The sequence below is a fragment of the Photobacterium sanguinicancri genome, from assembly GCF_024346675.1.
GTDB classification, from domain to species: domain Bacteria; phylum Pseudomonadota; class Gammaproteobacteria; order Enterobacterales; family Vibrionaceae; genus Photobacterium; species Photobacterium sanguinicancri.
Map to the genome: position 1 here is coordinate 1,246,983 of NZ_AP024850.1, position 25,790 is coordinate 1,272,772.

General features: G+C 43.4%; 21 protein-coding genes. 13 read left to right on the plus strand and 8 right to left on the minus strand.

Annotated features, from left to right (window positions below; translation table 11 throughout):
* Window position 1 precedes the first annotated feature (1 nt).
* Together sapA and pspF are read right to left on the minus strand one after the other, a co-directional pair.
* The gene (sapA, locus tag OCU87_RS06080; RefSeq protein WP_261858347.1) at window positions 2-1,615 is read right to left on the minus strand and encodes an ABC transporter substrate-binding protein SapA; all 1,614 of its coding nucleotides are present in this window, start codon (window positions 1,613-1,615) and stop codon (window positions 2-4) included.
* Window positions 1,616-1,939: 324 nt separating this feature from the next.
* The gene (pspF, locus tag OCU87_RS06085; RefSeq protein WP_261858002.1) at window positions 1,940-2,992 is read right to left on the minus strand and encodes a phage shock protein operon transcriptional activator; all 1,053 of its coding nucleotides are present in this window, start codon (window positions 2,990-2,992) and stop codon (window positions 1,940-1,942) included.
* Window positions 2,993-3,250: 258 nt separating this feature from the next.
* Here pspF and pspA point away from each other — a divergent pair, with 258 nt between their 5' ends.
* The 6 genes from pspA (at window position 3,251) to tyrR (ending at window position 9,087) form a co-directional block, all read left to right on the plus strand.
* Window positions 3,251-3,916, plus strand: a complete 666-nt coding sequence (gene pspA, locus OCU87_RS06090) for a phage shock protein PspA (RefSeq protein ID WP_048897063.1) — start codon at window positions 3,251-3,253, stop codon at window positions 3,914-3,916.
* 54 nt (window positions 3,917-3,970) lie between these two features.
* Window positions 3,971-4,201 carry an envelope stress response membrane protein PspB gene (gene pspB, locus OCU87_RS06095; protein ID WP_094957366.1) on the plus strand — a complete coding sequence of 77 codons (231 nt, stop codon included), beginning with the start codon at window positions 3,971-3,973 and terminating at the stop codon, window positions 4,199-4,201.
* Complete coding sequence (gene pspC, locus OCU87_RS06100; protein ID WP_062688648.1) at window positions 4,198-4,584, plus strand: envelope stress response membrane protein PspC; 387 nt, start codon at window positions 4,198-4,200, stop codon at window positions 4,582-4,584. The genes pspB and pspC overlap by 4 nt, the downstream gene beginning before the upstream one ends.
* A 233-nt stretch (window positions 4,585-4,817) precedes the next feature.
* Entirely contained in the window at window positions 4,818-6,215 is a 1,398-nt protein-coding gene (locus OCU87_RS06105; protein ID WP_261858003.1) for a YcjX family GTP-binding protein, read from the plus strand.
* Window positions 6,212-7,252: a YcjF family protein gene (locus OCU87_RS06110; RefSeq protein WP_261858004.1), complete on the plus strand. Its 1,041-nt coding sequence runs from the start codon at window positions 6,212-6,214 to the stop codon at window positions 7,250-7,252. The genes OCU87_RS06105 and OCU87_RS06110 overlap by 4 nt, the downstream gene beginning before the upstream one ends.
* Before the next feature lie 302 nt (window positions 7,253-7,554).
* Window positions 7,555-9,087: a transcriptional regulator TyrR gene (gene tyrR, locus OCU87_RS06115; RefSeq protein WP_261858005.1), complete on the plus strand. Its 1,533-nt coding sequence runs from the start codon at window positions 7,555-7,557 to the stop codon at window positions 9,085-9,087.
* Window positions 9,088-9,113: 26 nt separating this feature from the next.
* Here tyrR and OCU87_RS06120 read toward each other — a convergent pair whose 3' ends face one another.
* Window positions 9,114-9,605: a methylated-DNA--[protein]-cysteine S-methyltransferase gene (locus OCU87_RS06120; RefSeq protein WP_062688651.1), complete on the minus strand. Its 492-nt coding sequence runs from the start codon at window positions 9,603-9,605 to the stop codon at window positions 9,114-9,116.
* 22 nt (window positions 9,606-9,627) lie between these two features.
* Between OCU87_RS06120 and rimJ the strand changes: the two genes are divergently transcribed.
* Window positions 9,628-10,206: a ribosomal protein S5-alanine N-acetyltransferase gene (rimJ, locus tag OCU87_RS06125; RefSeq protein ID WP_261858006.1), complete on the plus strand. Its 579-nt coding sequence runs from the start codon at window positions 9,628-9,630 to the stop codon at window positions 10,204-10,206.
* Between the two features lie 154 nt (window positions 10,207-10,360).
* On the opposite strand, the gene pyk is transcribed toward rimJ, so the two are convergent.
* Both pyk and OCU87_RS06135 read right to left on the minus strand, forming a co-directional pair.
* Complete coding sequence (gene pyk, locus OCU87_RS06130) at window positions 10,361-11,806, minus strand: pyruvate kinase (RefSeq protein ID WP_094957371.1); 1,446 nt, start codon at window positions 11,804-11,806, stop codon at window positions 10,361-10,363.
* Between the two features lie 273 nt (window positions 11,807-12,079).
* Complete coding sequence (locus OCU87_RS06135; RefSeq protein ID WP_062688656.1) at window positions 12,080-12,934, minus strand: MurR/RpiR family transcriptional regulator; 855 nt, start codon at window positions 12,932-12,934, stop codon at window positions 12,080-12,082.
* A gap of 303 nt (window positions 12,935-13,237) precedes the next feature.
* On the opposite strand from OCU87_RS06135, the gene OCU87_RS06140 reads away from it, so the two are divergent.
* The 6 genes from OCU87_RS06140 (at window position 13,238) to OCU87_RS06165 (ending at window position 21,979) form a co-directional block, all read left to right on the plus strand.
* A complete protein-coding gene (locus OCU87_RS06140; RefSeq protein WP_261858007.1) occupies window positions 13,238-14,074 on the plus strand; it encodes an SDR family oxidoreductase in 837 nt (278 codons plus the stop codon).
* Between the two features lie 887 nt (window positions 14,075-14,961).
* Complete coding sequence (locus OCU87_RS06145) at window positions 14,962-16,086, plus strand: M20 family metallopeptidase (RefSeq protein ID WP_261858008.1); 1,125 nt, start codon at window positions 14,962-14,964, stop codon at window positions 16,084-16,086.
* Between the two features lie 178 nt (window positions 16,087-16,264).
* Window positions 16,265-18,814 carry a zinc/cadmium/mercury/lead-transporting ATPase gene (locus OCU87_RS06150; RefSeq protein ID WP_261858009.1) on the plus strand — a complete coding sequence of 850 codons (2,550 nt, stop codon included), beginning with the start codon at window positions 16,265-16,267 and terminating at the stop codon, window positions 18,812-18,814.
* 341 nt (window positions 18,815-19,155) lie between these two features.
* Window positions 19,156-19,923 (plus strand): uridine phosphorylase, encoded by a 768-nt coding sequence (gene udp, locus OCU87_RS06155; protein ID WP_261858010.1) that lies wholly within the window; start codon window positions 19,156-19,158, stop codon window positions 19,921-19,923.
* 391 nt (window positions 19,924-20,314) lie between these two features.
* Window positions 20,315-20,908 carry an acetate uptake transporter gene (locus OCU87_RS06160; RefSeq protein WP_094958405.1) on the plus strand — a complete coding sequence of 198 codons (594 nt, stop codon included), beginning with the start codon at window positions 20,315-20,317 and terminating at the stop codon, window positions 20,906-20,908.
* Between the two features lie 102 nt (window positions 20,909-21,010).
* The gene (locus OCU87_RS06165) at window positions 21,011-21,979 is read left to right on the plus strand and encodes an ADP-ribosylglycohydrolase family protein (RefSeq protein WP_261858011.1); all 969 of its coding nucleotides are present in this window, start codon (window positions 21,011-21,013) and stop codon (window positions 21,977-21,979) included.
* A 130-nt stretch (window positions 21,980-22,109) separates the two neighbouring features.
* On the opposite strand, the gene OCU87_RS06170 is transcribed toward OCU87_RS06165, so the two are convergent.
* The 3 genes from OCU87_RS06170 to OCU87_RS06180 all read right to left on the minus strand — a co-directional run bounded on the left by OCU87_RS06170 (window position 22,110) and on the right by OCU87_RS06180 (window position 25,771).
* Window positions 22,110-23,471 carry an L-serine ammonia-lyase gene (locus OCU87_RS06170; protein WP_062688855.1) on the minus strand — a complete coding sequence of 454 codons (1,362 nt, stop codon included), beginning with the start codon at window positions 23,469-23,471 and terminating at the stop codon, window positions 22,110-22,112.
* 239 nt (window positions 23,472-23,710) lie between these two features.
* A complete protein-coding gene (locus tag OCU87_RS06175; protein WP_261858012.1) occupies window positions 23,711-24,961 on the minus strand; it encodes an aromatic amino acid transport family protein in 1,251 nt (416 codons plus the stop codon).
* Between the two features lie 186 nt (window positions 24,962-25,147).
* A complete protein-coding gene (locus OCU87_RS06180) occupies window positions 25,148-25,771 on the minus strand; it encodes a CoA pyrophosphatase (RefSeq protein WP_261858013.1) in 624 nt (207 codons plus the stop codon).
* Window positions 25,772-25,790 lie beyond the last annotated feature (19 nt).

The window sequence follows — 25,790 nt, forward strand, 5'->3', positions numbered from 1 at the left end:
ATTACTCGCTTCGGTACACGCTAGAAAAAGATCGTGTACCGAATGGACTCATTTGTAGGCCACCAAGAGAACGATGGTGAACTTGGAAATGCACGCCATGTGCCAACGGAACAATGGGTACTTCTTGGTCGATAACATCTTGAGCGTGGTGGTAATAGCTGACACGTTGATCAAGCTTATTGGTGCGAGAAGCAAGCTCTAACAAATTATCGAACGAAAGATTACACCAGTTTGCGACATTCAAACCGGCTTGTTTTGCGTCACACGATAGCAAAGGTCGTAAGAAGTTATCAGGATCGCCGCTATCCGCAATCCAACCTGTTAATACCATATCAAAGTCATTACTTATGGCGCTCAGGCGATCTTGCTTTTCAATCGTGACATTGAGAATAATGCCAACCGCAGCAAGATCAGCTTGAATCAGTTCTGCTGTTTTCTTCGGGCTCGGGTTATAAGGACGAGGAGCGAGCGGAACTAACAAGCTTAGTGTCATGCCCGGTTCAATACCGGCTTTTTTTAATAGTTCACGAGCGAGTTCAGGATTGTAACCTTGAGCTTTACTGGTGTGGTTATATGCCCATGACATAGGGGGAAGCAGGCTTTTTGCTTCAGTCCCTGTACCGTAATATACCGAATTAAGTAGATTCTCGCGGTTAATTGCAGCATTAATTGCTTGGCGAACCGTGATGTTTTTTACGGAATTTTTGTCATTATTGAATGCAAGAAAAGCGACATTCATACCCGTTTGCGCCAGTAGTTCAAACTCTGGGTCATCCGAAATGACGGGTAGCTGGCTGGCCACGGGCGAGGATAAAACATCACACTCTTTGCTCAGTAACTTTGCTAGGTCTCCCGTGCCATGGGATGCAATATCAAAGATAACTTGCTCCATGGGGGCTGCACCACGCCAATATCCCCAATGGCGTTTTAGGCGGATCACATTATTAGGTACGTAAGAGTCTAAATAAAATGGTCCAGAACCGATTGGCTTCATGTCTAGTTGGTCAAGTTGACCTGATTTTAGTAGTTGTTGACCATACTCCTGAGAATAAATCACAGCGTATGTTGTCGCTAAGTTTGATAAAAATGCATTATCAGGGCGATTCAGCGTAAAGGTGACAGTGTTAGTGTCTACAACTTCAATATCTTTAATCAAGTGGCTAAAGCCGATACTTTCAAACCATGGGTAACGACCACCAGATGCCTGGTAAAAAGGATGGTTAGGTTCTATCACTCGCTTAAAGCTGAAGACAACATCTTGCGCATTAAGCGGCCGTGAGGGTTTGAACCAAGAGGTCGTCTGGAATTCAACGCCAGTGCGCAAGTGGAAGGTATAGACTAAGCCATCGGCACTGATATCCCAGCTACGCGCGAGCCCTGGCAGCGGTTGGTGGCTGACAGAATCAAGTTGTAGTAAGCGGTCAAAAAGTTGAGCGGCTAAGGTGTCGGCAGTGAGCCCACTATCGGTTAGCTGAGGGTTAAATGTGGCTGGCGTATTTTGCCCACAATAAATAAAACCTCGGCTGCGCGTATTGCTGTCTTGGGGAGGTTCTTGGCAGCCAACTAAGCTAACCAGCCCCCAACAAGCGAGCAGGCAACGACTAAAGACGTTCATAAGGAAAGGGTATTTGTGAAAATAAGCATACAAATTTATCACTTTCTCTCCTAAGCACCAAGTCAGCAGTGATAATAACCATTGAAAATATCGTGTTTTAGCAATATTAGCTGTTAAACCGTAGGCATATTGTTCAACCGTACTATCCTAAAGTGGTGGTCGGGAACGGTTTACGGCACATTCGAAAGCCCATCTTGGATACACAATGACAAAACTTTATTTGCTGAAGAGCGATAGAGGGTGCTGAGCTCTTTTCTAAAATCGACGTTGGACATTGTCGACCACCTAATTAAACGTAAACGAGAGAAGTTTTCACCGCTGACACTAATGACTTGGATCGCTACCAACAAGTTGATATTTCCTAAGTAGTCCTCTTAATTGATGGTAGCTCAATCCTAACTGATCAGCGGCTCGGCGTTGATTGAATTGAGATTGCTTTAATGCATGCTGAATTACACTGATTTCTTGTTGTTGTTGCCACTGTCGAAAATCAATGGGCAAGGTTGGCAGTATACGGTCAGTATGTGGTAGCGGCTCTACAGCGTCATTTGCTGGTGGAGTAATGGGGGAGTGGCTGTCATTTTTCTTAAGTGTATTTTCTTGCCAAGGTGGAGTAAATGGGTCAGTAATAATGTCATCGATTGGGATATCTTCTTGGCTATGACGAAAGACAGAACGTTCAACGACATTTTTTAATTCCCGAATATTTCCCGGCCACTGGTAATCTAATAAAGCACGGCGTGCATCATAAGAGAATCCAGCGAAATAGCCGTAGCCCATCTCTCGACACATTCTCACCGCGTAGTATTCAGCTAAGGGTAATATGTCTTCTTGTCGTTCGCGCAGTGGCGGTAAATGAATAATATCGAATGCTAAGCGGTCTAAGAGGTCTGATCGAAATTTTCCATCGCGAGCGAGTTGCGGTAAATCCGCATTGGTTGCACAAATCAAACGGACATTGGCTTGGCAGGTTTTACTGCCACCAACCCGTTCGTATTCACCATACTCAATGACGCGTAATAGTTTTTCTTGTACGCCAAGCGGAGCGGTGGCGAGTTCGTCGAGGAAAAGTGTCCCTTCTTCTGCTCGCTCAAAGCGCCCTTGGTGGCGACCTTTAGCCCCAGTGAATGCCCCTGCTTCATGGCCAAATAATTCAGAATCAATCACGCCTTCACTAAGCGCTGCGCAGTTTAGCGTGATTAATGGCTGATCCCAACGTTTTGATAAGTAATGTATTCGTTGTGCGATCAACTCTTTACCTGTGCCTCGTTCCCCAAGGATCAATAATGGTCGATTAAGGGAAGCTAGCCGAGATGCTGTATCTAGCACACTGAGAAAGGCTTCAGACTCACCAATTAAATTATCCTGTTTTTGCATGGTTAATCTCGCTAATTGTTGGCGTAATATTCCACACACTAGCAGTGTGTTAAATAAAAGGCAAAGTTAAGTGTCTGATTAATAATAAATTAAAAGTTGGCATGAAGCTTGATATATCTATAAGCATGACAAGTGAGTCAGCTGATTAATTAGACCAGATTTACACTCAGCTTGTTGAATATCTTTTAGATACACAGTTTTTGATGGGTGCACACCAAACGGTAATTCGCACTCGTCCATTCAACGAGGAGAGACATTATGGGTATTTTTTCACGCTTTGCAGATATCGTGAACGCGAACGTTAATTCACTGCTTGATAAAGCGGAAGATCCACAAAAAATGATCCGCCTGATTATTCAGGAAATGGAAGACACATTAGTCGAAGTACGTACATCGTCTGCACGCGCTTTAGCTGATAAGAAAGAACTACACCGCCGTATTGAATCACTGCAAGCACAAGCGGATGATTGGCAGCAAAAAGCGAGCCTAGCGTTACAAAAAGGCCGTGACGACTTGGCACGTGCAGCTTTGATTGAAAAGCAAAAACTGAGCGATGTGGTGTTAACGCTGAACGAAGAGTACAAGCTGGTTGAAGACACAATCAATAAACTCTCTGGCGAAGTGGCAGAACTTGAGCGTAAGTTACAAGAAACGCGAGCTCGTCAACAAGCATTAGTGATGCGTCATAAAACAGCGGGTAACCGTCGCGATGTCCGTCGCCAACTTGATACCGGTAAAGTTGACGAGGCAATGTCGAAGTTTGAACAATATGAACGTCGTATCGATGAAATGGAAGCCGAAGCAGACAGCTATAACCTTGGCCGTGGTAAAAACCTAGAACAAGAGTTTGCGGATCTACAAGCGCAAGACGAAATTGAAAAAGAGTTAGAGCGCCTCAAAGCAAATATTAAGGATAAAGAGTAAGATAGCCTTTATATTGATTGGGATGTGTTTTGCTGCGCGAATAGGAGATAACGAATGTCGATGGGATTTATTGTTGGTCCATTAATTGTGTTCATGGTGATTGTTGCCCCTTTGTGGTTGATATTACACTATCGGAGTAAGCGCCATGCGTCGCAAGGTTTATCCAGTGAGGATCAGGAAAAGCTACAGGCGCTCGTTGTTCGTGCAGAACATATGCAAACGCGTATTGTAACACTGGAAAAAATCCTGGATGCAGAGGCACCACAGTGGAGGCATAAGCAATGAGCAAGATGCTTTATCGTGACCCCAAAAATGGCAAGCTGGGTGGTGTGTGTGCAGGTGTGGCAGAATACTTTGGCCTAGAAGTTTGGCTTGTGCGTATTCTTACCGTTTCTGCATTCTTATTAGGATTGGGTTTTGTTGTTCTGGTGGGGTATGTCGCTGCATGCCTTATTCTCGATAAGATGCCAGATGAACGTAGCCAACAGCAGTATGTTTATAAAGAACATAATGTGAAACAGAAATCATGGCAGGCGGGCTTACCGCCAGAGCAAGTGCTTCGCAACGTCGAACTAGAGTTGGATCACATAGAAAAGGATGTGCGTGACATTGAAGCATATGTCACTTCTTCCACCTTCAACGTACAACGTGAATTTAAGAACTTGTAAGTGTTTCGTTCATTATTGAAAGCAGGCTTCGGCCTGCTTTTCGCATTTTCATCTCGCCATGTTGTATTTCAATCACGATGCTTTTACTTATTAACGCTGCATTTATACTTTAGTTTCAGTGAATAGGTTTATTCATCCAAGGTTAATTTTCACTACAGTAAAGTGGCTAACATAGGCTGGTAACGATTTTTGACGTTCATTTTTATGCTTATGTTTTTTTCGCAGGAATTGCTATGAACCGAATTGGTAATGAATTTAATAAATTGGTGAACCGCAGCCTTGATCGCCATGTTCGTTTGGCTGTCACTGGGTTATCTCGTGCGGGTAAAACAGCATTTATCACCTCGTTAATTAATCAGTTGATGCATGTCAGTACTAACCCACGCTTGCCGCTATTTACGGCAGTACGTGATGGGCACTTACTAGGTGCAAAGCGTGTACCACAGCTTGATTTACACGTGCCTAAGTTTGCTTACGATGAAGGGATGAACTCTCTTCTTGCTACACCGTCAGCATGGCCTGAGCCCACTAAAGATGTGAGCCAAACACGGTTAGCATTGCGCTATAAACCGCAAAAAGGGCCAATGAAACTGCTGCAAGATACTGCAACTTTATACTTAGATATTGTTGATTACCCAGGAGAGTGGCTGCTGGATTTACCGCTGCTTGATATGAGCTTTACGGAGTGGTCAGCACAACAAGCCAAATTAATGAAAGGGCAGCGTGAAGCTCTTGCTCAGAAGTGGTTAGCTTTAGGTGCAGAATTGGACCCTTTTGCACCTGCTGACGAAGCGCAAATAGAAGCCATTTCTAAAGCCTTCACAGATTACCTCTACGCGTGTAAATCGGAAGGGGGATTGCATTGGGTACAGCCTGGTCGTTTTGTATTACCAGGTGAATTAGCGGGTGCACCTGTATTACAGTTTTTCCCTTTTGCATGGCTTAAACATCACAGTGAAGCTGAGTTAGCTCAGGCTGATGAACACAGTAATTTTGCCATGTTAGAACAGCGCTATAAGTATTATCAGCAACATGTCGTGAAAGCCTTTTACCGCGATCATTTCTCAAAGTTTGATCGCCAAATTATCTTGGTGGATTGCTTAGCGCCATTAAATACCGGTCCAGAATCGTTTAACGATATGCGTCAAGCCCTCGATCAATTGATGCAAAGTTTTAAATATGGCCGAAGTTCTTTAATGCGCCGTTTGTTTTCGCCACGGATTGATAAAGTCTTGTTTGCGGCGACCAAAGCTGATCATGTAACGCCAGAGCAGCACCCTAACTTAGTGAGTTTACTGCAACAGATGGTCAATGAAGCATGGCAGACAGCGTCGTTTGAAGGCATAAAAATGGATTGTGTGAGTCTATCGTCTATTCAAGCAACAGAGCCTGGCTTTGTGTCCTATCACGGCCAGCAGATGCCCGCATTACGTGGGAATGACATGGATGATCAGCCACAAACGATTTATCCAGGAGAAGTGCCGCGCCGCTTACCCAATGACACCTATTGGGAACAAAACGGGTTTGATTTTGTGAACTTCAGGCCATTAGCACAACAAAGTGATGAACCATTGCCACATATCCGTATGGATAAGGCATTGGAATATTTATTGGGGGACAAATTAAAATGAGCCAACAACCTCAAGAATTAAAAAGAAAAGTGGTATTTGATGAGCCAAAAGAGGCGGAGCCTGATCTTGAGCTAAACACGCAACTCAAGTTTGCGGGTGACGATACCTTTTTACCTGAAACAACATCGAATACTGATGCAGAAACAGACCTTGAAAATGATTTAGAAAGAAGTCTAGCTAAACCAAAGAAAGGCAGTGGCTGGTTTAAAGGCCTATTGGTTGCTGGTGCTGCGATGGTGGGCTGGCAAACAGTCGATTATGTGGTTACTGCTTACCAAGGCGGTGACTGGCTAGCATTGGGGTGGAGCGGCATTACTGCGGCAATCGCCACTATGGGGATCACAGCTTTAGGGCGCGAATTGTTTAAGTTACGTCGCTTAAAACAGCGACAAAGTGAACGCGATCAAGCTCAAGCATTATTGGATACTGATGGTATGGGGCAGGGTAAAGCATTCTGTACCAAACTGGCTAAACAAAGCGGGATTCATAATGAACATGCGGGTTATGATCGCTGGCAACAATCATTAGCGGCAACGCATAATGACCGTGAAGTGATTGTACTTTATGATCAAATGGTTATGTCACAACAGGATAAGTTGGCGCGACGCTTGGTGAGCAAATATTCAAGCGAAGCGGCACTCATGGTGGCACTAAGCCCTCTGGCGATTGCAGATATGCTGCTGGTGGCTTGGCGCAACTTCAGATTGATCGAGCAAATCTCGGTAGTCTACGGGGTTGAACTGGGTTACTGGTCTCGCATTCGTTTGGTGAAACTGGTACTCGCTAATATGGCGTTAGCGGGGGCGAGCGAAGTCGTTGCTGATACAGGCATGAATATGTTGTCGATGGACATTGCAGGTCGTGTATCTACCCGTGTGGCACAGGGTGTCGGTGTTGGATTGCTGACTGCAAGGTTAGGCTTAAAAGCAATGGCAATAATGCGTCCATTACCATGGCAAGAGGGAACTCAACCTAAGTTGGGTGAAATTCGCCGTGATTTATTGTCTCAATTAACCAAAAAGCAAGATGAGTCGTAACTACCAGCTTGTTTAACGCTTTCCAATATATCGCAGAAAAAGGCAACGTTTTGTTGCCTTTATTTTAAGCTTATCTCCCCCCTCGCTTACTTTTAAGTCGATGTTAGTGTCATGCTCGCTGAATCGATAAATTCGATAATGTGACTACAACATAAACTCAGTCTAATTTTGATGCGCTTAGCTGATCTTGAGCACATTTAAACAGATATTTTGTCTTGGGTATCAGGCACTACTTGACTCAAATTGCGCATCAACGCACACTTCAACTGTCAGGAAAAGTTGACACTTCTGGAGTGGAAAATATGAGGCTACAAGTCTTTTGTGAAGATCGTTTAGGAATAACCCGTGAATTACTGGATATTCTGACCAACCAACAAATCGATCTTCGTGGAATTGAAATTGATCGCATCGGTATTATTTATTTGAATTGTCCTGAGATTGAATTTGATCTATTCAGTCAATTGATGTCACAAATACGCCAACTTGATGGCGTGACAGATGTGCGAAAAATTCAGTTCATGCCCAGTGAACGAGAGCATAAAGAGCTAAGTGCCCTATTGGAAACTCTGCCTGATCCTGTTTTCTCTATTAACCTGCACGGTAAAATTGATCTCGCCAATGAATCCGCTGAACGCTTGATTGGTAAACCGAGAGAAGAGATTTTAGGCGAGACTATCCAAACGATTCTGGGCTTTAACTTTCAGCAGTGGTTAGAAAATCAAGCTGGAGAGCACCGCAGTGAAATGGCTGTGATTTCAGGCTTAGATTACATGATGGAAATTATGCCTGTGTTTGTGGCAGACGATAATGAAGAGTCAGTCATGGCCAGTGCTGTAGTACTGCTTAAATCGTTATCTGAAGCTAAAATGCCGATTGCCATGCGTAAAATCAGCGGCGATAACGGTTTTGAACACCTCATCGGTCAGTCATCGCGCTTTAAACATTTACTGTCGCAGGCTAAAAAGCTCGCATTGCTTGATGCACCGTTGTTGATCCAAGGTGAAACAGGAACTGGTAAAGAAATGCTAGCGCGTGCCTGTCACCAGCGGTCTGTTAGGCGTGATCAGCCATTCATGGTCGTGAACTGTGTATCGATGCCAGATAATGCTGCAGAAACCGAGTTATTTGGTTTTGCAGGCAGTGCGACAGAGCCAAGTAAAAAAGGGATATTTGAACAAGCGGATGGTGGCACTGTTTTCTTGTACGAAATCGGTGAAATGTCGGCTCACCTTCAAATTAAGCTATTGCGCTTTTTACAAGATGGTACTTTCCGGCGTGTGGGTGAAGAGCATGAAATCAAAGTTGATTTGCGTGTTATTTGCTCAACACAAAAGAAGTTGCCTGATTTGATCACTGCTGGGCAGTTCCGTGAAGATTTATATTATCGTTTAAATGTTCTGGCGTTAGTCGTGCCACCGCTGCGTGAACGTACCGCAGATATCGTACCGTTAGCCGATTTATTTCTATCACAATTTGCTCAAGAACTTCAGCAACCTAAACCGAGTATTCCCGATAAATTGGCCCAATACCTAAGCCAATATGCGTGGCCAGGTAATATCCGTCAGCTAAGAAACGTGTTGTTCCGTGCCATGACACAGGTTGATGGTGGTGAGCTAGAAATTGAAGATATTCAATTACCTGAAAATGAAACAACCAGTATTATTAGTGATGAAATTCTTGATGGGTCATTAGATGACATTATGAAAAGGTATGAGTCAGGTATTCTTACCAACTTATACCGCAGTTATCCATCGACGCGTAAATTAGCGAAAAGGCTTGGGGTTTCCCATACCGCTGTTGCCAATAAGCTACGTGAGTATCAAATTAATAAGTAGCCGCGCTGAAGGGCGGCTGCTTAGCATCACCTCTGCGACTTATGTGCAGAAATTAAGGCAAGTTGCCCTGTTTCAAGCGCGTGTAATTGCTGAATAACGTCATCACCGAAGTGATAGCGAGACGAAATATTTTTCTCAACACGGTGGCAGGGGATGACGATGGGAATCGGGTTTACATTTCTCGCCATGCCGACAGCACTGGCGGCATGGGGTAACCCAATACGTTGGGCTATCTGCTGGTAGGTCTGCTGGTGATTAAACGGAATATGGCGCAGTGCTTGCCATACTTTAATTTGAAAATCTGTACCTTGTGGGGCAATCGAAAACGTGAATTTTTTCCGTTTACCTTCAAAATACTCAGTTAACTCATGAGTATAAGGCTGCATTTTTGTTGGCTCATGCTCCCAACGCTTGTCGGGACTGAAACCAGGGCTGCAAATGGTGAGTTGGCGGAGACCTTGTGAGTCTGCCAGCAAGAAAATTCTACCAATATCAGTATCAAGATAGTCGAAATACATAGTTACGGCTTAAGGGACTAATTTGTTTAATTCTATTATAAACCGTTCATCAAATTTAGCAGTTGATGATCTGAAAATTCGTCTAATTGGTAACAAAGATGCGGAACTGATTACAGCTTATTACCAAAAAAACCGAGCTTACCTTCAACCTTGGGAACCTTTACGGGAAGAGCATTTCTACACGTTAGAGGGCTGGGAAAAGCGCTTAATTCAACTGACTGAACTACAGAAGCACCACCTTGCTTATTATTTCATTATCTTCAAAGCAGGAAGCGAAGAAATTTGTGGTGTTGTCAATTTTAGTAATTTAGTGAAGCATCCTTTTCATGCTTGCCATGTTGGCTATTCACTTGCTGAACACTCTCTAGGGCTCGGCATTATGCGTCGTGCTGTGGCTGCAACAGTGCAATGGATATTTGAAGAGCATAATTTCCATCGGGTGATGGCGGGTTATATGCCACGTAATGACAGAAGTGCCAAGGTACTATCGTCGTTAGGCTTTGAAAAAGAAGGCTATGCGAAAGACTATTTATTGATTAATGGAGCGTGGGAAGACCACATCCTTACATCAAAAATCAACCCGAACTGGAAAGTGTTGTGATCGCAGAGATTGCCATATTGTAATCATTGGGTGCGTATCTATCACCGCCGGTTTCAACGTGACCTTGTGACCATATTTTGTAGAAAGTATAAAAAGGGCTTGCGCAGTGCAAGCCCTTTGGCATTTTTAACGGTGCAATTGCTAGCAGCGCGTATTACTCAACAGTAAGGATACGCATGTTGTTGGTTGAACCAACGGTATCCATAACATCACCTTGAGTGATGATCACGAGATCACCCGTTGCTAGGTAGTGTTGTTCTTTTAGCACAGCTACTGCGTGTTTAGCTGCGTCTAGGCCTGCATCGCTTTCACGATCGAAGAAGATCGGTGTTACACCACGGAATAGTGCAGCTCGGTTTAGCGTGCTTTCGTTACGTGACATAGCGAAAACCGGTAAACCAGATGAGATACGAGACATCATTAGCGGTGTACGACCAGATTCAGTCATTGTTACCATCGCTTTAACGCCTTCCATGTGGTTAGCTGCGTACATGGTAGACATTGCAATCGTTTCTTCTGGAGATTCAAACGTACGTGCTAGACGGTGGTTTGAAACATTGATGCTTGGCTCTTTTTCAGCACCCAGACAGACACTTGCCATTGCTGTTACTGTTTCAACAGGGAAGTCACCTGCAGCTGTTTCAGCTGATAGCATTACTGCATCTGTACCATCAAGAACCGCATTTGCTACGTCCATGACTTCTGCACGAGTTGGCATTGGGCTAGTGATCATTGATTCCATCATTTGTGTCGCAGTAATAACCGTACGGTTTAGACTGCGTGCACGACGGATCAGTTTCTTTTGAACACCAACAAGCTCAGGGTCACCAATTTCAACACCAAGATCACCACGAGCAACCATCACAACGTCAGATGCAAGGATGATGTCGTCCATTGCTTCTGTCGATGCTACAGACTCTGCACGTTCAACTTTAGCAACTAGTTTAGCTTCAAGGCCTGCATCAACGGCTAGACGGCGTGCGTACTTCATATCTTCGCCGTTACGCGGGAACGAAACAGCAAGGTAATCAACTTTCATTGCAGCCGCGGTTAAGATGTCTGCTTTATCTTTATCAGTCAGTGCTTCGGCTGATAGGCCGCCACCTTGTTTGTTGATGCCTTTATTGTTTGATAAAGGGCCTCCAACAGTGACTTCAGTGTGAACTTTATTACCTTCAACAGCGACAACACGCAGTTGCACGCGGCCATCGTCAAGTAATAGCACATCACCAGTCGTTACATCTTTTGGCAGCTCTTTGTAATCAAGACCAACGGCGTCTTGATGACCTTCGCCTTTTGGCAGATCGCTATCAAGTGTGAATTTGTCACCAATAGCGAGTTGAATTTTGTTGTCTTTAAACGTTGAGACACGAATTTTAGGACCTTGCAAGTCACCAAGAATAGCAACGTGCTTGCCAAGTTTAGCGGCAATTTCACGGACTTCTTTGGTACGTTTGATATGGTCTTCAGGGCTACCATGGGAGAAATTCATACGAACAACGTTAGCGCCAGCTGCGATAATCTTTTCAAGATTGTTATCACGATCGGTCGCTGGACCCAGAGTAGTAACGATTTTAGTGCGTCTTAGTCTTTCAGACATTGGGAACTCCATTTATGATTCATAAATAATAATAGGCTGGTTAGGAACGGGCCAGTTGAATCTATTATCTGTTTGAAATATTACTACATGATGAGGGAAATGATCGTTGTTATTCATCAATAAACTGTAAGAAATATACATGTAATAGGTGAAATAAAAATGAATGTGAGTGCGGATTTATGCTGTATAGGCAAGGGAAGTATAAGAAAACAAAAAAAGGCATGAATATAAATTCATGCCTTTCGGTACGGTGCGACTGGTTTTAATCGTATCTTAGATAAGATCTTGTTTAGAGAAACGGGAGTCTTTCAGAGAGTCTTTCACTCGCTTTAAATTCTCACGAAAACCAGCGCCACGGCGCAGTGTAAAGCCCGTTGCTAGTACATCGATAACTGTCATTTGAACGACGCGGCTCGCCATTGGCATATAAATATCCGTGTCTTCAGGTACATCCAAGCAGATAGACAGTGAGCACTCATTATCTAACGGTGAATCTTTTTCGGTGATACCAATAACAGTGGCACCGTTTTCACGTGCCATGCGAGCGATCTCAACCAAGCTCTTAGTACGACCCGTGTGAGAGATAACCACCACGACATCACCATCACTGCAGTTAATCACACTCATACGTTGCATCACGATATCGTCAAAACAAACGACCGGGATGTTAAAGCGGAAAAACTTGTTCTGTGCATCATGTGCAACAGAAGCTGATGCGCCAAGACCAAAAAACGAGATTTTCTTTGCCTGAGTAAGTAGATCAACCGCGCGATTTACTTGCAAAGGTTCTAGGCTATTTTTTGCTACATCTAGACAAGCCATCGTTGATTCGAAGATTTTTGACGTGTAAGCGTCAGGGCCATCATTTTCTTCAACATTGCGGTTCACATAAGGTGTACCATTTGCAAGGCTCTGTGCTAAATGCAATTTAAAATCGGGAAAGCCTTTCGTGTCTAATCGGCGACAAAAGCGGTTTACCGTTGGTTCACTCACATCAGCCATTTTAGCCAATGTTGCAATGCTAGAGTGAATAGCTGTTTGCGGGGAAGCAATGATAACTTCTGCAACTTTACGTTCAGACTTACTGAAGTTATCTAAATTTTTCTGAATTTTTTCTAGGGTATTCATCGAGATTACCGCGCTTCGTTACTGAATTTCAAAAGACTACATAGTTAGCCAATATAGTGAAACTATACTACCTCTGTGATTGTTACTCCTAGTGAATCGATCAATATCGTCATTCCTTTTTATTATAATTTGACAGGGATCGAGTTTTCCCTTTCAGAATTGAAAATAAAATGCGTAAAATCATCAAAAATACGCGCAGTTTGGCACTTATTCTGTTATTTAATTTCATATTATGGGAATTAATTTACAGCTTGAAATAAATGGTGCGGAAATAATGTTTATTACAGACTGAAAGGAAATAGCATGAAAGTCAGTATTTGTGGGTGTGGTTGGTTAGGATTACCGTTGGCACGTCACCTAAAGAAAGCTGGGTTTACGGTGCAGGGAACCAAGCGGACTGAAGCGGCAGCTCAGGCACTCTGTGATGAAGGCATTCGTGGTTTTCCACTGATCTTGCCGCTAACTAACGAACAACTGCCAGTTGTGAGTGATTTTTTTGATTGTGATGTGATGGTGCTGAATGTTCCTCCTGGTCGTCAAACAGCACTGTCCATGCAGTACGCCAGCACGATGTTAACCTTATGTGGTGAGGCAAAGAGGCGAGGAGTCCAGCAACTTGTCTTTATTAGTACGACCGCGGTTTATGGTGATGTGAAAGGTGTAATAACAGAAGTGACAACACCTGACCCGATTACTGAGTCGGGTAAAGCTCATTATGAGATAGAGCAAGGCTTGATAGCATCGTGGAGTGATCGGGTTACCATTCTCAGGTTAGCTGGCTTGTTTGGTCCAAATAGGCATCCGATTAAATTTTTATCAGGGCGTAAAGGTATTCAGCAAGGAGGGGCTCCAGTTAATCTTATTCATAAGTATGATTGTATTAGAGCAATTACTGCGATTATTACTGCTCAGCCTAAACAGAATGTTTTCCACTTAGCTTCAAGTCAGCACCCTTCACGATCAGAGTATTACACTACGATGGCAAAAAAAGTGGGGTTAGCTATACCTGAATTTAGTGATAACGAAGGTGGTAGTGCAAAGAAAATTGATGCGTCGTTTAGTTGTGATCAACTAAATCTGGTGTTGGATCAAGACGACTTATTAGCGATAGTCCCTGAATTAGATGATGCCAAGTGCTAATTTTGAGATAAAAAAACGCTGAGCAAAAAGGCTCAGCGTGAATATCCAAAAAATTAGGAGTTTAAGCAGCAGTGGCAGTTTAAGATTAAATGCATAAGGACTCAGTAGCACTTACCCAGAACGAAATAACATATTAATAAATCAGTCAGTGGGTAAAAAGTTAATCTCAATCTATATAGTATGACTTTACGAAATCAGGTTGGTTCAAATTAATTTCAAAAAAGTGTTATTTTAATGCTTCGATGCGTTTTTAACGGTGAACGGAACTTTTTCAAGTTTGGCACATAAAAAAATCCCGCTGAACCTTCAGCGGGATTACCAAACGGTATAAATCATTTACACAAAATAAGGAGTTTTAGCAGCAGTGGCATCAATGTTTAATGATGAAAACACTCTTTTTTCATCACCATTAATTTGAATGTCATATATTCAGACTGGCTGTTTTCATAAAGGTTCAAAGAAATTCAAAAAAAGATTAAATAAAATTAAACCCCTTTAAAAATCAGTATGTTGACGTCTGGTGAATTTGGGGCAAAAAAAAGCCCACTAACAATGAGTGGGCGAAGCTCTATTTACACAATTAGGAGTTTAAGCAGCAGTGGCATTGTCGATTGAAGAGGATAATGCGTGTTGGCGGCCTGCGAACAATTCATATATCGTCAATCTTAATGTCACTATATATGACTGGCATTTATCGACTTAGTTCAAAGAAATTATGAATTTTCGTTGTTTTGTTTTTAACTTCATGATTTTAAATTAAATTTAAATCGGATTTATTTCGGTCATTCAAAAAATGATATAAATCAGGGTTTATCCTGCTGTGCTCTGCCACTATGCCAGCTCATATTGTTGTAAAGACAGTCTCTATGTCGTTAAAGGAGAACGCGATGACTCAGAGTTTTTCGCTGAATACGTACCTTGAGCAATTAGCACAATTGGTCAATATTGATTGTGGTAGCCACACCCCAGAGGGGATTGCGAAAGTAGCAGATGTGCTTACCCCTATGTTTGAAGCTATTGGTTTTACCGTTACTCGTCATCAACCCCACCCAGAGTCTGGGCCATGTTTGGCTATTACTAATAAACCCGACGCAGAGCATTATGATGTGATGCTAAGTGGCCATATGGACACGGTATTTCCAGTCGGTACTGTTGCTGAGCGCCCGATGACTTTTGATCAAGAAAAAGTCTATGGCCCCGGCGCGACAGATATGAAGTCAGGCATTCTGAGCGCACTTTATGCATTACAAGCGCTAACTGACGATGAACGTTCCCGCCTTGCAATTGTAGTTGTCTTAAACTGCGATGAAGAAATTGGTTCTATCTATTCGCGTGAGTGGCTTGAAGGTTTTGCACGTAAGAGCCGCCAAGTGCTTGTTTGTGAGGCATCGCGCCCGACAGGTAACTTGATCCGTTCGCGTAAGGGTAATGCTAAGTACGAAATTGAATTCCACGGTGTCGCTTCCCATGCTGGCTCTGCATTGGCTGAAGGCGTGAATGCAATTTATGAACTTAGCCATTGGTCATTAGCGATTAAAGGCATGGTTAACCTTGAAACGGGCACCACGATGAATGTGGGTGTCATTGAAGGTGGTATGGCTGTCAATGTCGTGCCAGATTACGCAAAAGCGACGGTTGACCTGCGTTTCTGGAACACTGATGAAGCAGAGGCGATCCACGAGAAGCTATTAGCCATGGCTGAAACGCCGTTTGAAGCTGGTGCGAGTGTGACGGTTAATCGCGTTACCTTTAAACCATCTATGCAGCCTTCAGATTACACAGAAGCCCTGATCAAGCTTGTAAGTGAAGAAGCAGAGAAACTGAACATTGTTTATGGGTGGGAAGATGCGGGCGGTGGTTCTGATGGTAACTTCACCGCAGCGCTTGGCACGCCAACACTTGATGGTTTTGGCCCTATGGGCGCAGGTTTTCACAGTGACAAAGAATACCTTCTGATCGACTCAATTGAGCCGCGTATTAAACTGTTAGCGAATACGCTACGCTGTTTGTAGATTTACTCAACCAGATTTACTCACCTACAGCTAAAAGCCAAAACTGAAAAGTTTTGGCTTTTTTATTGTTTGCAGCTTGACCTTAGACTTAGCTCCAAGGTTTATATTTATTGCCAGAACAGTCATTCATACCGTCAGCATTGTTTATTACGGTATGAAAGCATTAAGGAGATGCGCTATGTGTGCTCAATGCAACAGTAAAAAAACTCATATTCACACAACGAAAGCAACGGCGGGTAATGCAACCACAGTGAAAGTTGAAAGTGCCGCCGTAACTGATTGTTGTACGACAACAACGGACAGCTCTGCAAGTTGTTGTGGTTCTTCTGATTCAACTGATGGCGATGATGGTGGCGATGTAGCCTCTTCAGGCTCCATAACTTCTCTATCTTCGGCAGGTAAATCGATGGCTAAATTTAAAGTGTTCACAGCAGTTGAACATGCGGACTCGTCCTCAGCGTTAAATGCACATTCTCGTTCAACAGAACAACATAGCCATACGACTGAATTGTCACAGAATCATAAGACAGAAACGCAACAAAACAGTGACGCCTCTGGTTGCTGTAGTGCTGGGCAATGTTCAGCGAATGAAAGTGTGCTGAATGATGAAAGCTTTGAGGCTGGAATCGCTAAGGAGTCAGGGCACACACAGCGTTGGAATATTTTAGGGATGGATTGCCCAAGCTGTGCCGCTAAACTTGAAAAAGCGGTTACAAGTCTTGCTGGTGTCGAGCAAGCCAAAGTGATGTTTGCCACTGAAAAGCTAGTGGTAAGCAGCGCGTCTCCAATGGCGGATAAAATTGAAGCCAAAGCCAAAGAAGTCGGTTTTCGCTTAGTCGGTTCTAAATCCTCGGCCAAAGAGGAACAGCCTAGTTTTATTCAGCAACATTTCCCAGTGATTGCGATTGCATTAATGATGGCCGCTTCATTTGCGATCGATAGTCAGTCTGAATTTTATGGCTTGATTGCTTTTTCTATTACCACAATGTTGGGATTAATCCCGATCCTGAAAAAGGCGATTAGCTTAGCGAAAACAGGTTCTCCATTCTCTATCGAAACCTTGATGTCTATTGCGGCACTCGGTGCGCTTTATTTGGGCGAAACCGCTGAAGCTGCAATGGTGTTATTACTCTTCTTATTAGGTGAACAGCTTGAAGGCTATGCTGCTTCTCGTGCCCGAAGCGGTGTGAAAGCGCTAATGGATCTTGTGCCTGAAGAAGCGACGATTGTAAAACCTAACGGTGAGCGTTCGAAAGTTGCAGTGGATAGCCTAAAGAAAGGTGATGTAATTGAAGTAGCGCCAGGTGCACGTTTACCGGCTGATGGTATTGTGCTGGATATAGCGGCCAGTTTTGATGAAAGTGCATTAACGGGTGAGTCTGTTCCTGTCGAGCGCCTACCGGGTGATAAAGTCATGGCGGGTTCATTGGTTGCAGATAAGGTTGTTCAAGTCACCATTGAATCAGAACAAGGTGACAATGCTATCGATCGTATTCTTCATTTGATTGAAGATGCTGAATCTCGTAAAGCACCGTTAGAGCGTTTTCTTGATAAGTTTAGCCGTTGGTATACACCAGCAATGATAATACTTGCGGCCTTGGTGATTGTTATTCCACCTATGTTATTTGGTCAGTCATGGGATGAGTGGTTATATAAAGGCTTAACCTTGCTGCTTATTGCTTGTCCGTGTGCTCTGGTTATTTCAACGCCTGCTGCTATAACTTCGGGCTTAGCCGCTGCAGCTAAACGAGGTGCATTAATCAAGGGTGGTGCAGCGCTTGAACAGCTTGGACATATTAAAACGGTCGCGTTTGATAAAACCGGTACATTAACCGAAGGTAAGCCAGTGATGACAGATTTGGTGAGCTGGGAAGGTGATGAAACAAGATTATTACGCCAAGCTGCGGCTATCGAAGCTGGCTCGCTTCATCCACTCGCAATGGCGGTAATCAAAGCCGCTGAGCAAAAGGGCATTGCTATTCCTGAAGCGAAACACCGTGAAGCATTGGTGGGCAAGGGGATTCAAGGTGAAGTCGATGGCACGACGATCTTATTGTGTGCTGCCGATCGCTTACCTGAGAGTGTGTTACTTAATGCAGATCAGCAACAGGCCGTTGATGCACTAGAAGCGCAAGGCAAAACGCTGGTGGTTGCAATGCGTGATGGTGTCCCTGTTGGTGTTATCGCATGGCGTGATAATTTACGGGAAGATGCTGCCAAAGCAATTCAAGCCTTAAAAGGCATCGGTGTTGGTGCTGTGATGTTAACAGGTGATAACCAACGAGCAGCAAGTGCCATTGCTGCTGATATTGGTATCGACTTCCGTGCGGGTCTATTACCAGCAGATAAAGTGTCTGCAGTACGCGAGATGAACGACATACATAATGTTGCCATGGTGGGTGATGGCATTAATGATGCACCAGCAATGAAAACGGCTTCTATTGGTATTGCGATGGGCGGTGGTACCGACGTGGCGTTAGAAACTGCAGATGCAGCGTTAACACATAACCGCGTATCTGAACTGCCGAACATGATCATGCTTTCACGTGCAACCTTAGCGAATATTCGCCAAAATATCGTGTTAGCCTTAGGGTTGAAAGGTGTTTTCTTGGTAACGACCTTGCTGGGTATGACAGGTTTATGGGTGGCTGTTTTAGCGGACAGTGGCGCGACAGCACTCGTGACATTAAATGCTTTAAGGTTACTTCGTTTTAATCCGGATAAATAAAGCCACTAACAATCGATATTTGTTGGTTAAATTATCAGCGTTATTGGTGATTGATTGACTAAAATAAACCGCAGATTACAGAAATGTAACTGCGGTTTTTTTGTGATCTTTGCCATCCGCAAACGATTTTAGGTGATCTTCGTCACTTTATTGTGAGAAATGAAAACGAAGCGATTTCACTTAACGTGACTGTTATCACTAAAAAGTGTGATTTGATGGGCTATCGTAAGAACATGCTTTTGAGAGTGAAACTCGCTGAGTATGACTCTTAACGTACCCTATGATTAAAGTGCTCTGGTTACCTTACCTAGAGCGCAATAACGATGAAAAAGGATATCAATATGTCTGACAATAATGTTTTCCATTTAGGTGTTAACAAAGCGGATCTTAACGGTGCTGAATTAGCGATCATTCCTGGTGATCCTGCTCGCGTAGAAAAGATTGCAAACCTAATGGATAACCCTGAGTTTCTAGCAAGCTCTCGTGAGTACACTGTATTTCGCGCGAAACTTGATGGCAAATCAGTCGTAATTTGTTCGACAGGTATTGGTGGTCCATCTACATCGATTGCTGTTGAAGAGCTAGCGCAACTTGGTGTGCGTACTTTCTTACGTGTTGGTACAACAGGCGCTATCCAGCCACACATCAACCCTGGTGACATGATTGTTACGACTGGTTCAGTTCGTCTTGATGGTGCTAGCCTTCACTTTGCACCTATGGAATTCCCAGCAGTTGCAGACTTTAATGTTGCAACAGCAATGAAAGCCGCATGTGATGCAGACAATGCAACAGTACACACTGGTGTTACCGCTTCTAGCGACACCTTCTACCCAGGCCAAGAGCGCTACGATACATTCACAGGCCGTGTTGTTCGTCGTTTCCAAGGCTCTATGGATGAGTGGCAGCAAATGGGCGTGCTTAACTTTGAAATGGAATCTGCAACATTATTAACTATGTGTGCAAGTTCTGGTTTACGTGCTGGTTGTGTTGCGGGTGTTATCATCAACCGTACGCAAAAAGAGATCCCAGATCACGCAACATTGAAAGCGACAGAGACTCGCTCAATCAAAGTTGTTGTTGATGCTGCACGTCGCATGCTTGCTGAATAATATCTGCAAAATGTAGTTTTAGTTTCTACATGTTTAAAACCACCTTCGGGTGGTTTTTTTATGGCTGGGATTCGGCAGTAGATACAGTATTGACTGAATGAGTGGCAAGATGTTGGTATTTCTAGATACGTTAGAGAGCACAGTGTAAAGGTGCATATTTATCTATAAAATTACGTTTTTTACACTTGGTAACATTTGCTGGTGGCCGTTAATTGCTCTTTATATTTACTTAAATCAAAAAAGTTGAATGTTTTTCTCTTTTTGCCGCATTTTTCAACGTTTATTGGATTGATCTTGCCGTGATCATCCATTAGAATTCGCCGCGCATTACAGATGCACACATTTTTTAATATTTATTACTTTTTTTGAACTACTCCTGTAGGGGAACTCAATGTCTACAAAACTAGCTAACCCAGCGCCTTTAGGTTTGATGGGCTTTGGTATGACTACCATCCTTTTAAACATCCACAACGCGGGTTTCTTCCCTATTGATTCAATGATCCTAGCAATGGGTATCTTCTACGGCGGTCTTGGTCAAGTGCTAGTAGGCATGATGTGTTTCAAACGTGGTGATACGTTTGGTACAACAGCATTCACTTCTTACGGTCTATTTTGGTTAACGCTTGTTGGTATTCTAGTTATGCCAAAAATGGGTCTAGCTGCAAGCCCTGCACCTTTCATGGGTTGGTACCTACTACTATGGGGCATTTTCACTGGCTTCATGTTTATCGGTTCACTATGCTACCCACGTGCTAAGCAATTTGTATTTGGTTCATTAACAGTATTGTTCTTCCTTCTTGCAGCTCGTGATTTCACAGGTAGCGCACTGATCGGCACAATCGCTGGTTTTGAAGGTATTATCTGTGGTGCAAGTGCAATTTACTTTGCAATGGCACAAGTACTAAATAATGAGTACGGCCGCACAATCCTTCCAGTCGGTGAGAAAAAAGCAGTTAAAGCGACACCGCTAAAAGCTGCAGCTTAATCCCACCTGATTGACGAAAAAACCTCGCTTAGGCGAGGTTTTTTTGATCGTCTAGAATAGTAGTGTTTCGGCATCGTTATTCTAGACTATAAGGAAATCAGCATGGCACAGCGATATGCAGCGATTATGGGCGCACTCATAGCAGATGCTGCGAGCATGGGTACCCATTGGATTTATTCCCCCGAGCGAGTGAAATCGCTTTTATCTCTTCCTAATTTTCCTTTTATTGAGCCTAACCCTGAACACTACCAAGGGGTTGATAGCTACTATGCGCACGATAAACTCGTTGCGGGTCAATCGACTATTTACGGTGAATGGTTAGCATTATATGTCCGCTTATTAAGTAACCCTGCAATTAGTACTCATCAGATCCAGCAGCACATTTTAGAATGCTTTGGTCCGGGGGGAGAATTCATTGGTTATGTGGATAGCCCGACTAAAGCATTAGTCTTATCTCTATCATCGCAAGACCCTGACGATTGGCCTGAAGACTCAGGCAGTGACGATGATCAAAACCCCGCCTTGTGTGCGATCCCTGCTTTAGTCGCCTTAAAATACCCATCAGAAAAGCTGGAACAAGAAATCGACAGGATTGTGGGTATCACTCATCAAGATGATGTGGCTATCAGGTGTGCAAAAGCCTTTGCTTGTGCCTTGAATGAAGCACTTCGTTCTCGTCGTATTGATCCTGTTTTGAATATACTTAAGATTAAATCGCCGGAAGCAATAAAAGAAAAAATCGAGCAGGTGAGGGTACTGAATGATGATGTTAACGACTTAAATCATGTACTCACGATAGTTAATCAAGCCTGCCATTTAGGCGATAGCTTACCGTTGGCGGCATGGGTACTAAAAAACAGTGATAGCTATACAGAAGCGGTGCTTAACAATATTAAAGCTTCAGGTGATAGTTGTGGTCGGGCAATGATGGTAGGGGCAATTGCAGGAGCTTGTTATGGCTTTGGTGATGAGAAAGGAATACCTATCTCATGGCTAACCACGCTACAAAATGGCGAGGCCATCGCGGAAGATATCGAAGCCTTATTAGCGGCGTCTGGCAAGCTTACGTAGTTGCTGTTGGGGTGGAAGCATCATATAGATTGAGGTAATAAAAAAGGCTACCGAATCTTAGATTCTGTAGCCTTTCATTTTTAAAAATCATAGCCTTAGAGGCTATGATTTTTAATTAATAGGTGACCTATTAACAGATAACCTTGATTGCTAGACCACCCTGAGATGTCTCACGGTATTTAGCATTCATGTCTTTACCTGTTTCCAGCATAGTCTCGATAACTTTATCAAGAGATACGCGAGGAGCAGATGAACGACGAAGCGCCATGCGTGTTGCATTAATTGCTTTAACAGCAGCAATACCATTACGCTCGATACAAGGAACTTGTACTTGGCCAGCAACTGGGTCACATGTTAGACCTAGGTTGTGCTCCATTGCGATTTCAGCCGCCATACATACTTGCTCTGGGCTACCACCCATAAGCTCAGCAAGGCCTGCTGCTGCCATAGAACAAGCAACACCCACTTCACCCTGACAGCCAACTTCAGCACCAGAGATAGAAGCGTTACGCTTGTAAAGACCACCGATAGCGCCAGATGCCGCGAAGTAACGCGTGTAATCTTTAGGGCCAACAGATTGAATGAACTTATCGTAGTAAGCTAATACTGCAGGGATGATGCCACAAGCGCCGTTTGTTGGTGCTGTAACAACACGGCCACCGGCTGCGTTTTCTTCGTTAACAGCGAAAGCGTACATGTTAACCCAGTCAACAACTGTCATAGGGTCATTGCTTAGCTTTTCGTTCGTCATTAGTTGCTGACGAAGTGCTGCTGCACGACGAGGAACACGTAGTGGACCAGGCAGGATACCTTCTTCGTTCATACCGCGTTCCATACACTCACGCATGGTTTTCCAGATATTAGCGAAGTAAGTGCTGATCTCGTCTTCTGCGTTCATTGCGCGTTCGTTCGCCATTACTAGCGAGCTGATAGATAGACCGTGCTCATTACATTGCTCTAAAAGCTCATCGGCTTTAGTGAACATGTAAGGTACTTTAACGGTTGATTCTGATTCTTTGCCGAAGTGTTCTTCATCAACAATGAAACCACCACCGATAGAGTAGTATGTTTTGGTATACGCAACTTCTTCATTAACAAAGGCAGTAATTGACATGCCATTTTCATGAAGAGGAAGGTTAGTAGTGTGGAAGTTCATGCCACCGTCACGAGGGAAGTCGACAGTGTGGCAGTGCATACCTACAGGAAGGCGCTCTGTTTCTTCAACACGAGAAATAAAACCAGGAATGCTATCAATATCAACATGCTCAGGACTGTTGCCAGCTAGACCCATGATGATAGCGATATCTGTGTGGTGACCTTTACCGGTAAGAGAAAGAGAACCATAAACGTCAACGGTAATTTTGGTTACATCACGTAATTTGCCCATTGAGCGCAAGTCATCGATGAACTCTTTGCCTGCTTTCATTGGACCGACAGTGTGTGAACTGGAAGGACCCACACCGATTTTGTAGATATCAAAAACACTGATCATGTTCATTACCTCAGCCTGTTTTAAAGTACTCTGCTTTAAATTCGGACTGTATCGTTTTATTTGTCTCGCCCCTTCCTTGGCGAGATGTAGAAAAACAAAAGAGCAGTAGATGATTCATCCCTGCTCTTTTGAGTACTCTATTTTACGCGATTTCTCTGTGAAGACCATGCGTTGTAGCACATTTTCTTATCGTAAATCTACGTTAGCAGCAAATAACACTCTAAGAGTGTCATTTAACCTTATAGTGCGCCGTAGATTACAGAAGTAATCGCTGCAACACCACATAGTGCTGTGAAAATACGTACAGGCGCTGAAGTTTTGTACTTAGCCATTGCTGGAACTTTGTACATTGCGATAACAGGCATTAGGAACAAGATACCTGCAATCATCGGTGCACCCATCGTTTCAATCATACCCAAGATGCTTGGGTTAATAATCGCAACAATCCACGTAGTGATAACAATGAAACCTAGAGAGATTTTCTCAGCTTTCTTAACAGATGTTTTCTCTGATTTAACTAGACCAACAAGACCTTCGTGTGCACCAAGGAAGTGACCGAAGTAGCTTGATGTGATTGCAGCGAATGCAACTAGTGGACCTAGAAGAGAAATCAATGGTGATTCATGAACGTTAGCTAGGTAAGAAAGAACACTGATGTTCTCTGCTTGTGCCATTGCTAGTTGCTCAGGAGACATTGAAAGTACTACAGAGAATACGAAGAACATTACAAAGCCCATTAGCATCATCGCTGCACCACCAGTGATCATGTCAGTTTTTTGAACTGCATTGTCACCGTATACACGACGTTGTTCTTTAGTGAACTGGCTAATGATTGGGCTGTGGTTAAAAGAGAAAACAATGATTGGGATTGCTAACCAGATAACTGTTGGCATTGAGCTCCAGTCTGGTGCAACTTCAACCATAGAAGTGTTCCAGCCAGGAATCAGGTAAATAGAAAGTGCTAGTAGGATGAATACTAGTGGGTAAACCATTGCTGATGTCGCTTTAAGCATTAGTTCTTTACCGAACACAACACCTGCTGTCATCAGAGCGATAAGTACGCCAGACAGTAATGCGCGTGGAATTGATTCCATGCCCATTTGGTTTACAAGGAATGAATCAACAGTATTAGTAATACCTACACCGTAGATAAGTACAATCGGGTAAATGGCGAAGAAGTAGGCAAACGTAATAATTTTTGCGCCAGATTTACCGAAATGTTCTTCAACAGTATCAGTGATGTCTGCTTCTGGATTTTTAGAAGACAGAACGAAACGAGCTAGACCTTTGTGAGCAAACCAAGTCATTGGTGCTGCGATCAAAGCCAAAATAACGAGAGGCCAGAAGCCACCAGCGCCTGCTTTGATTGGAAGGAAAAGTACACCGGCACCAACAGCGGTACCAAATAGTGATAGAGCCCAAGTGAAATCTTTGTAGGTCCACTTTGTTTTTGGAGCAGTTGCTGATGCGGAACTTGTAGTAGTTTGCATAGTATAAATCCAATTTTCGGAACGGGAACGTTAGGAACGAGGCGCATTCTGAGGATTTATAAAAGTAAAACTTTGATTAAGATCTCGTTATTGGATGTATATATTTTGCAATACAAATAAAGGTGATCACGGTCACATTTTATCTGTGATTTGCATAAGTAAAACTTATCCGTCGCAATATAAAGTCTAATGCCAAAGTTGCAGTGATAAAATTTTAATCATTTGTGCTGTTGCTCCCCAAATTGAATATTTGCTGAATGATATGGAATAAATATCATGTAAATGGCCATTTATTGGGAATTTATGGCTTTTTATATTCAATGGGTTGATTAGGTGGTTGATAGGAACCTCGAATAAACTATCAACTTCGTTGCGATCTAATGTGGGTGAGTAGTTTGGGGAAATGGTTGATAAATATGGTGTGACGACATATCCGCTAATTGTCGGAAGTGGAGGAAGTTGTCCTAAAATGTTATCACGTTGACAAATAATGCCGGTTTCTTCGTACGTTTCTCTTAACGCTGTATCAATAAGATCAACATCAGAGTGTTCTTTTTTCCCACCAGGAAATGCAACTTGTCCTGGATGGTGCTTTAAGTGATGGGCGCGTTGAGTTAATACAACATTGAAGGTGTTGTTACGCGGAACAAGTGAAATAAGCACAGCGGCGGGTTTAAATGCAGAACGGTGTTGTTGCTTAGAAAAAGAATGCGCAGCAAGATGCTGACGCACTCGCAACTGATGACTTTCGTCATAGTCTGCGGTCGGCGCCAGTATAAATCGGCTTAGTAATTGCTGCTGTTGGTTCATAACCCTTCCATGGCTAGTA

Bases quoted from the DNA above. Each gene is read 5' to 3' on its own strand.
- sapA (WP_261858347.1), bottom strand. From the start codon at position 1,615: ATGAACGTCTTTAGTCGTTGCCTGCTCGCTTGTTGGGGGCTGGTTAGC.
- pspF (WP_261858002.1), bottom strand. From the start codon at position 2,992: ATGCAAAAACAGGATAATTTAATTGGTGAGTCTGAAGCCTTTCTCAGT.
- pspA (WP_048897063.1), top strand. From the start codon at position 3,251: ATGGGTATTTTTTCACGCTTTGCAGATATCGTGAACGCGAACGTTAAT.
- pspB (WP_094957366.1), top strand. From the start codon at position 3,971: ATGTCGATGGGATTTATTGTTGGTCCATTAATTGTGTTCATGGTGATT.
- pspC (WP_062688648.1), top strand. From the start codon at position 4,198: ATGAGCAAGATGCTTTATCGTGACCCCAAAAATGGCAAGCTGGGTGGT.
- OCU87_RS06105 (WP_261858003.1), top strand. From the start codon at position 4,818: ATGAACCGAATTGGTAATGAATTTAATAAATTGGTGAACCGCAGCCTT.
- OCU87_RS06110 (WP_261858004.1), top strand. From the start codon at position 6,212: ATGAGCCAACAACCTCAAGAATTAAAAAGAAAAGTGGTATTTGATGAG.
- tyrR (WP_261858005.1), top strand. From the start codon at position 7,555: ATGAGGCTACAAGTCTTTTGTGAAGATCGTTTAGGAATAACCCGTGAA.
- OCU87_RS06120 (WP_062688651.1), bottom strand. From the start codon at position 9,605: ATGTATTTCGACTATCTTGATACTGATATTGGTAGAATTTTCTTGCTG.
- pyk (WP_094957371.1), bottom strand. From the start codon at position 11,806: ATGTCTGAAAGACTAAGACGCACTAAAATCGTTACTACTCTGGGTCCA.
- OCU87_RS06135 (WP_062688656.1), bottom strand. From the start codon at position 12,934: ATGAATACCCTAGAAAAAATTCAGAAAAATTTAGATAACTTCAGTAAG.
- OCU87_RS06140 (WP_261858007.1), top strand. From the start codon at position 13,238: ATGAAAGTCAGTATTTGTGGGTGTGGTTGGTTAGGATTACCGTTGGCA.
- OCU87_RS06145 (WP_261858008.1), top strand. From the start codon at position 14,962: ATGACTCAGAGTTTTTCGCTGAATACGTACCTTGAGCAATTAGCACAA.
- OCU87_RS06150 (WP_261858009.1), top strand. From the start codon at position 16,265: ATGTGTGCTCAATGCAACAGTAAAAAAACTCATATTCACACAACGAAA.
- udp (WP_261858010.1), top strand. From the start codon at position 19,156: ATGTCTGACAATAATGTTTTCCATTTAGGTGTTAACAAAGCGGATCTT.
- OCU87_RS06160 (WP_094958405.1), top strand. From the start codon at position 20,315: ATGTCTACAAAACTAGCTAACCCAGCGCCTTTAGGTTTGATGGGCTTT.
- OCU87_RS06165 (WP_261858011.1), top strand. From the start codon at position 21,011: ATGGCACAGCGATATGCAGCGATTATGGGCGCACTCATAGCAGATGCT.
- OCU87_RS06170 (WP_062688855.1), bottom strand. From the start codon at position 23,471: ATGATCAGTGTTTTTGATATCTACAAAATCGGTGTGGGTCCTTCCAGT.
- OCU87_RS06175 (WP_261858012.1), bottom strand. From the start codon at position 24,961: ATGCAAACTACTACAAGTTCCGCATCAGCAACTGCTCCAAAAACAAAG.
- OCU87_RS06180 (WP_261858013.1), bottom strand. From the start codon at position 25,771: ATGAACCAACAGCAGCAATTACTAAGCCGATTTATACTGGCGCCGACC.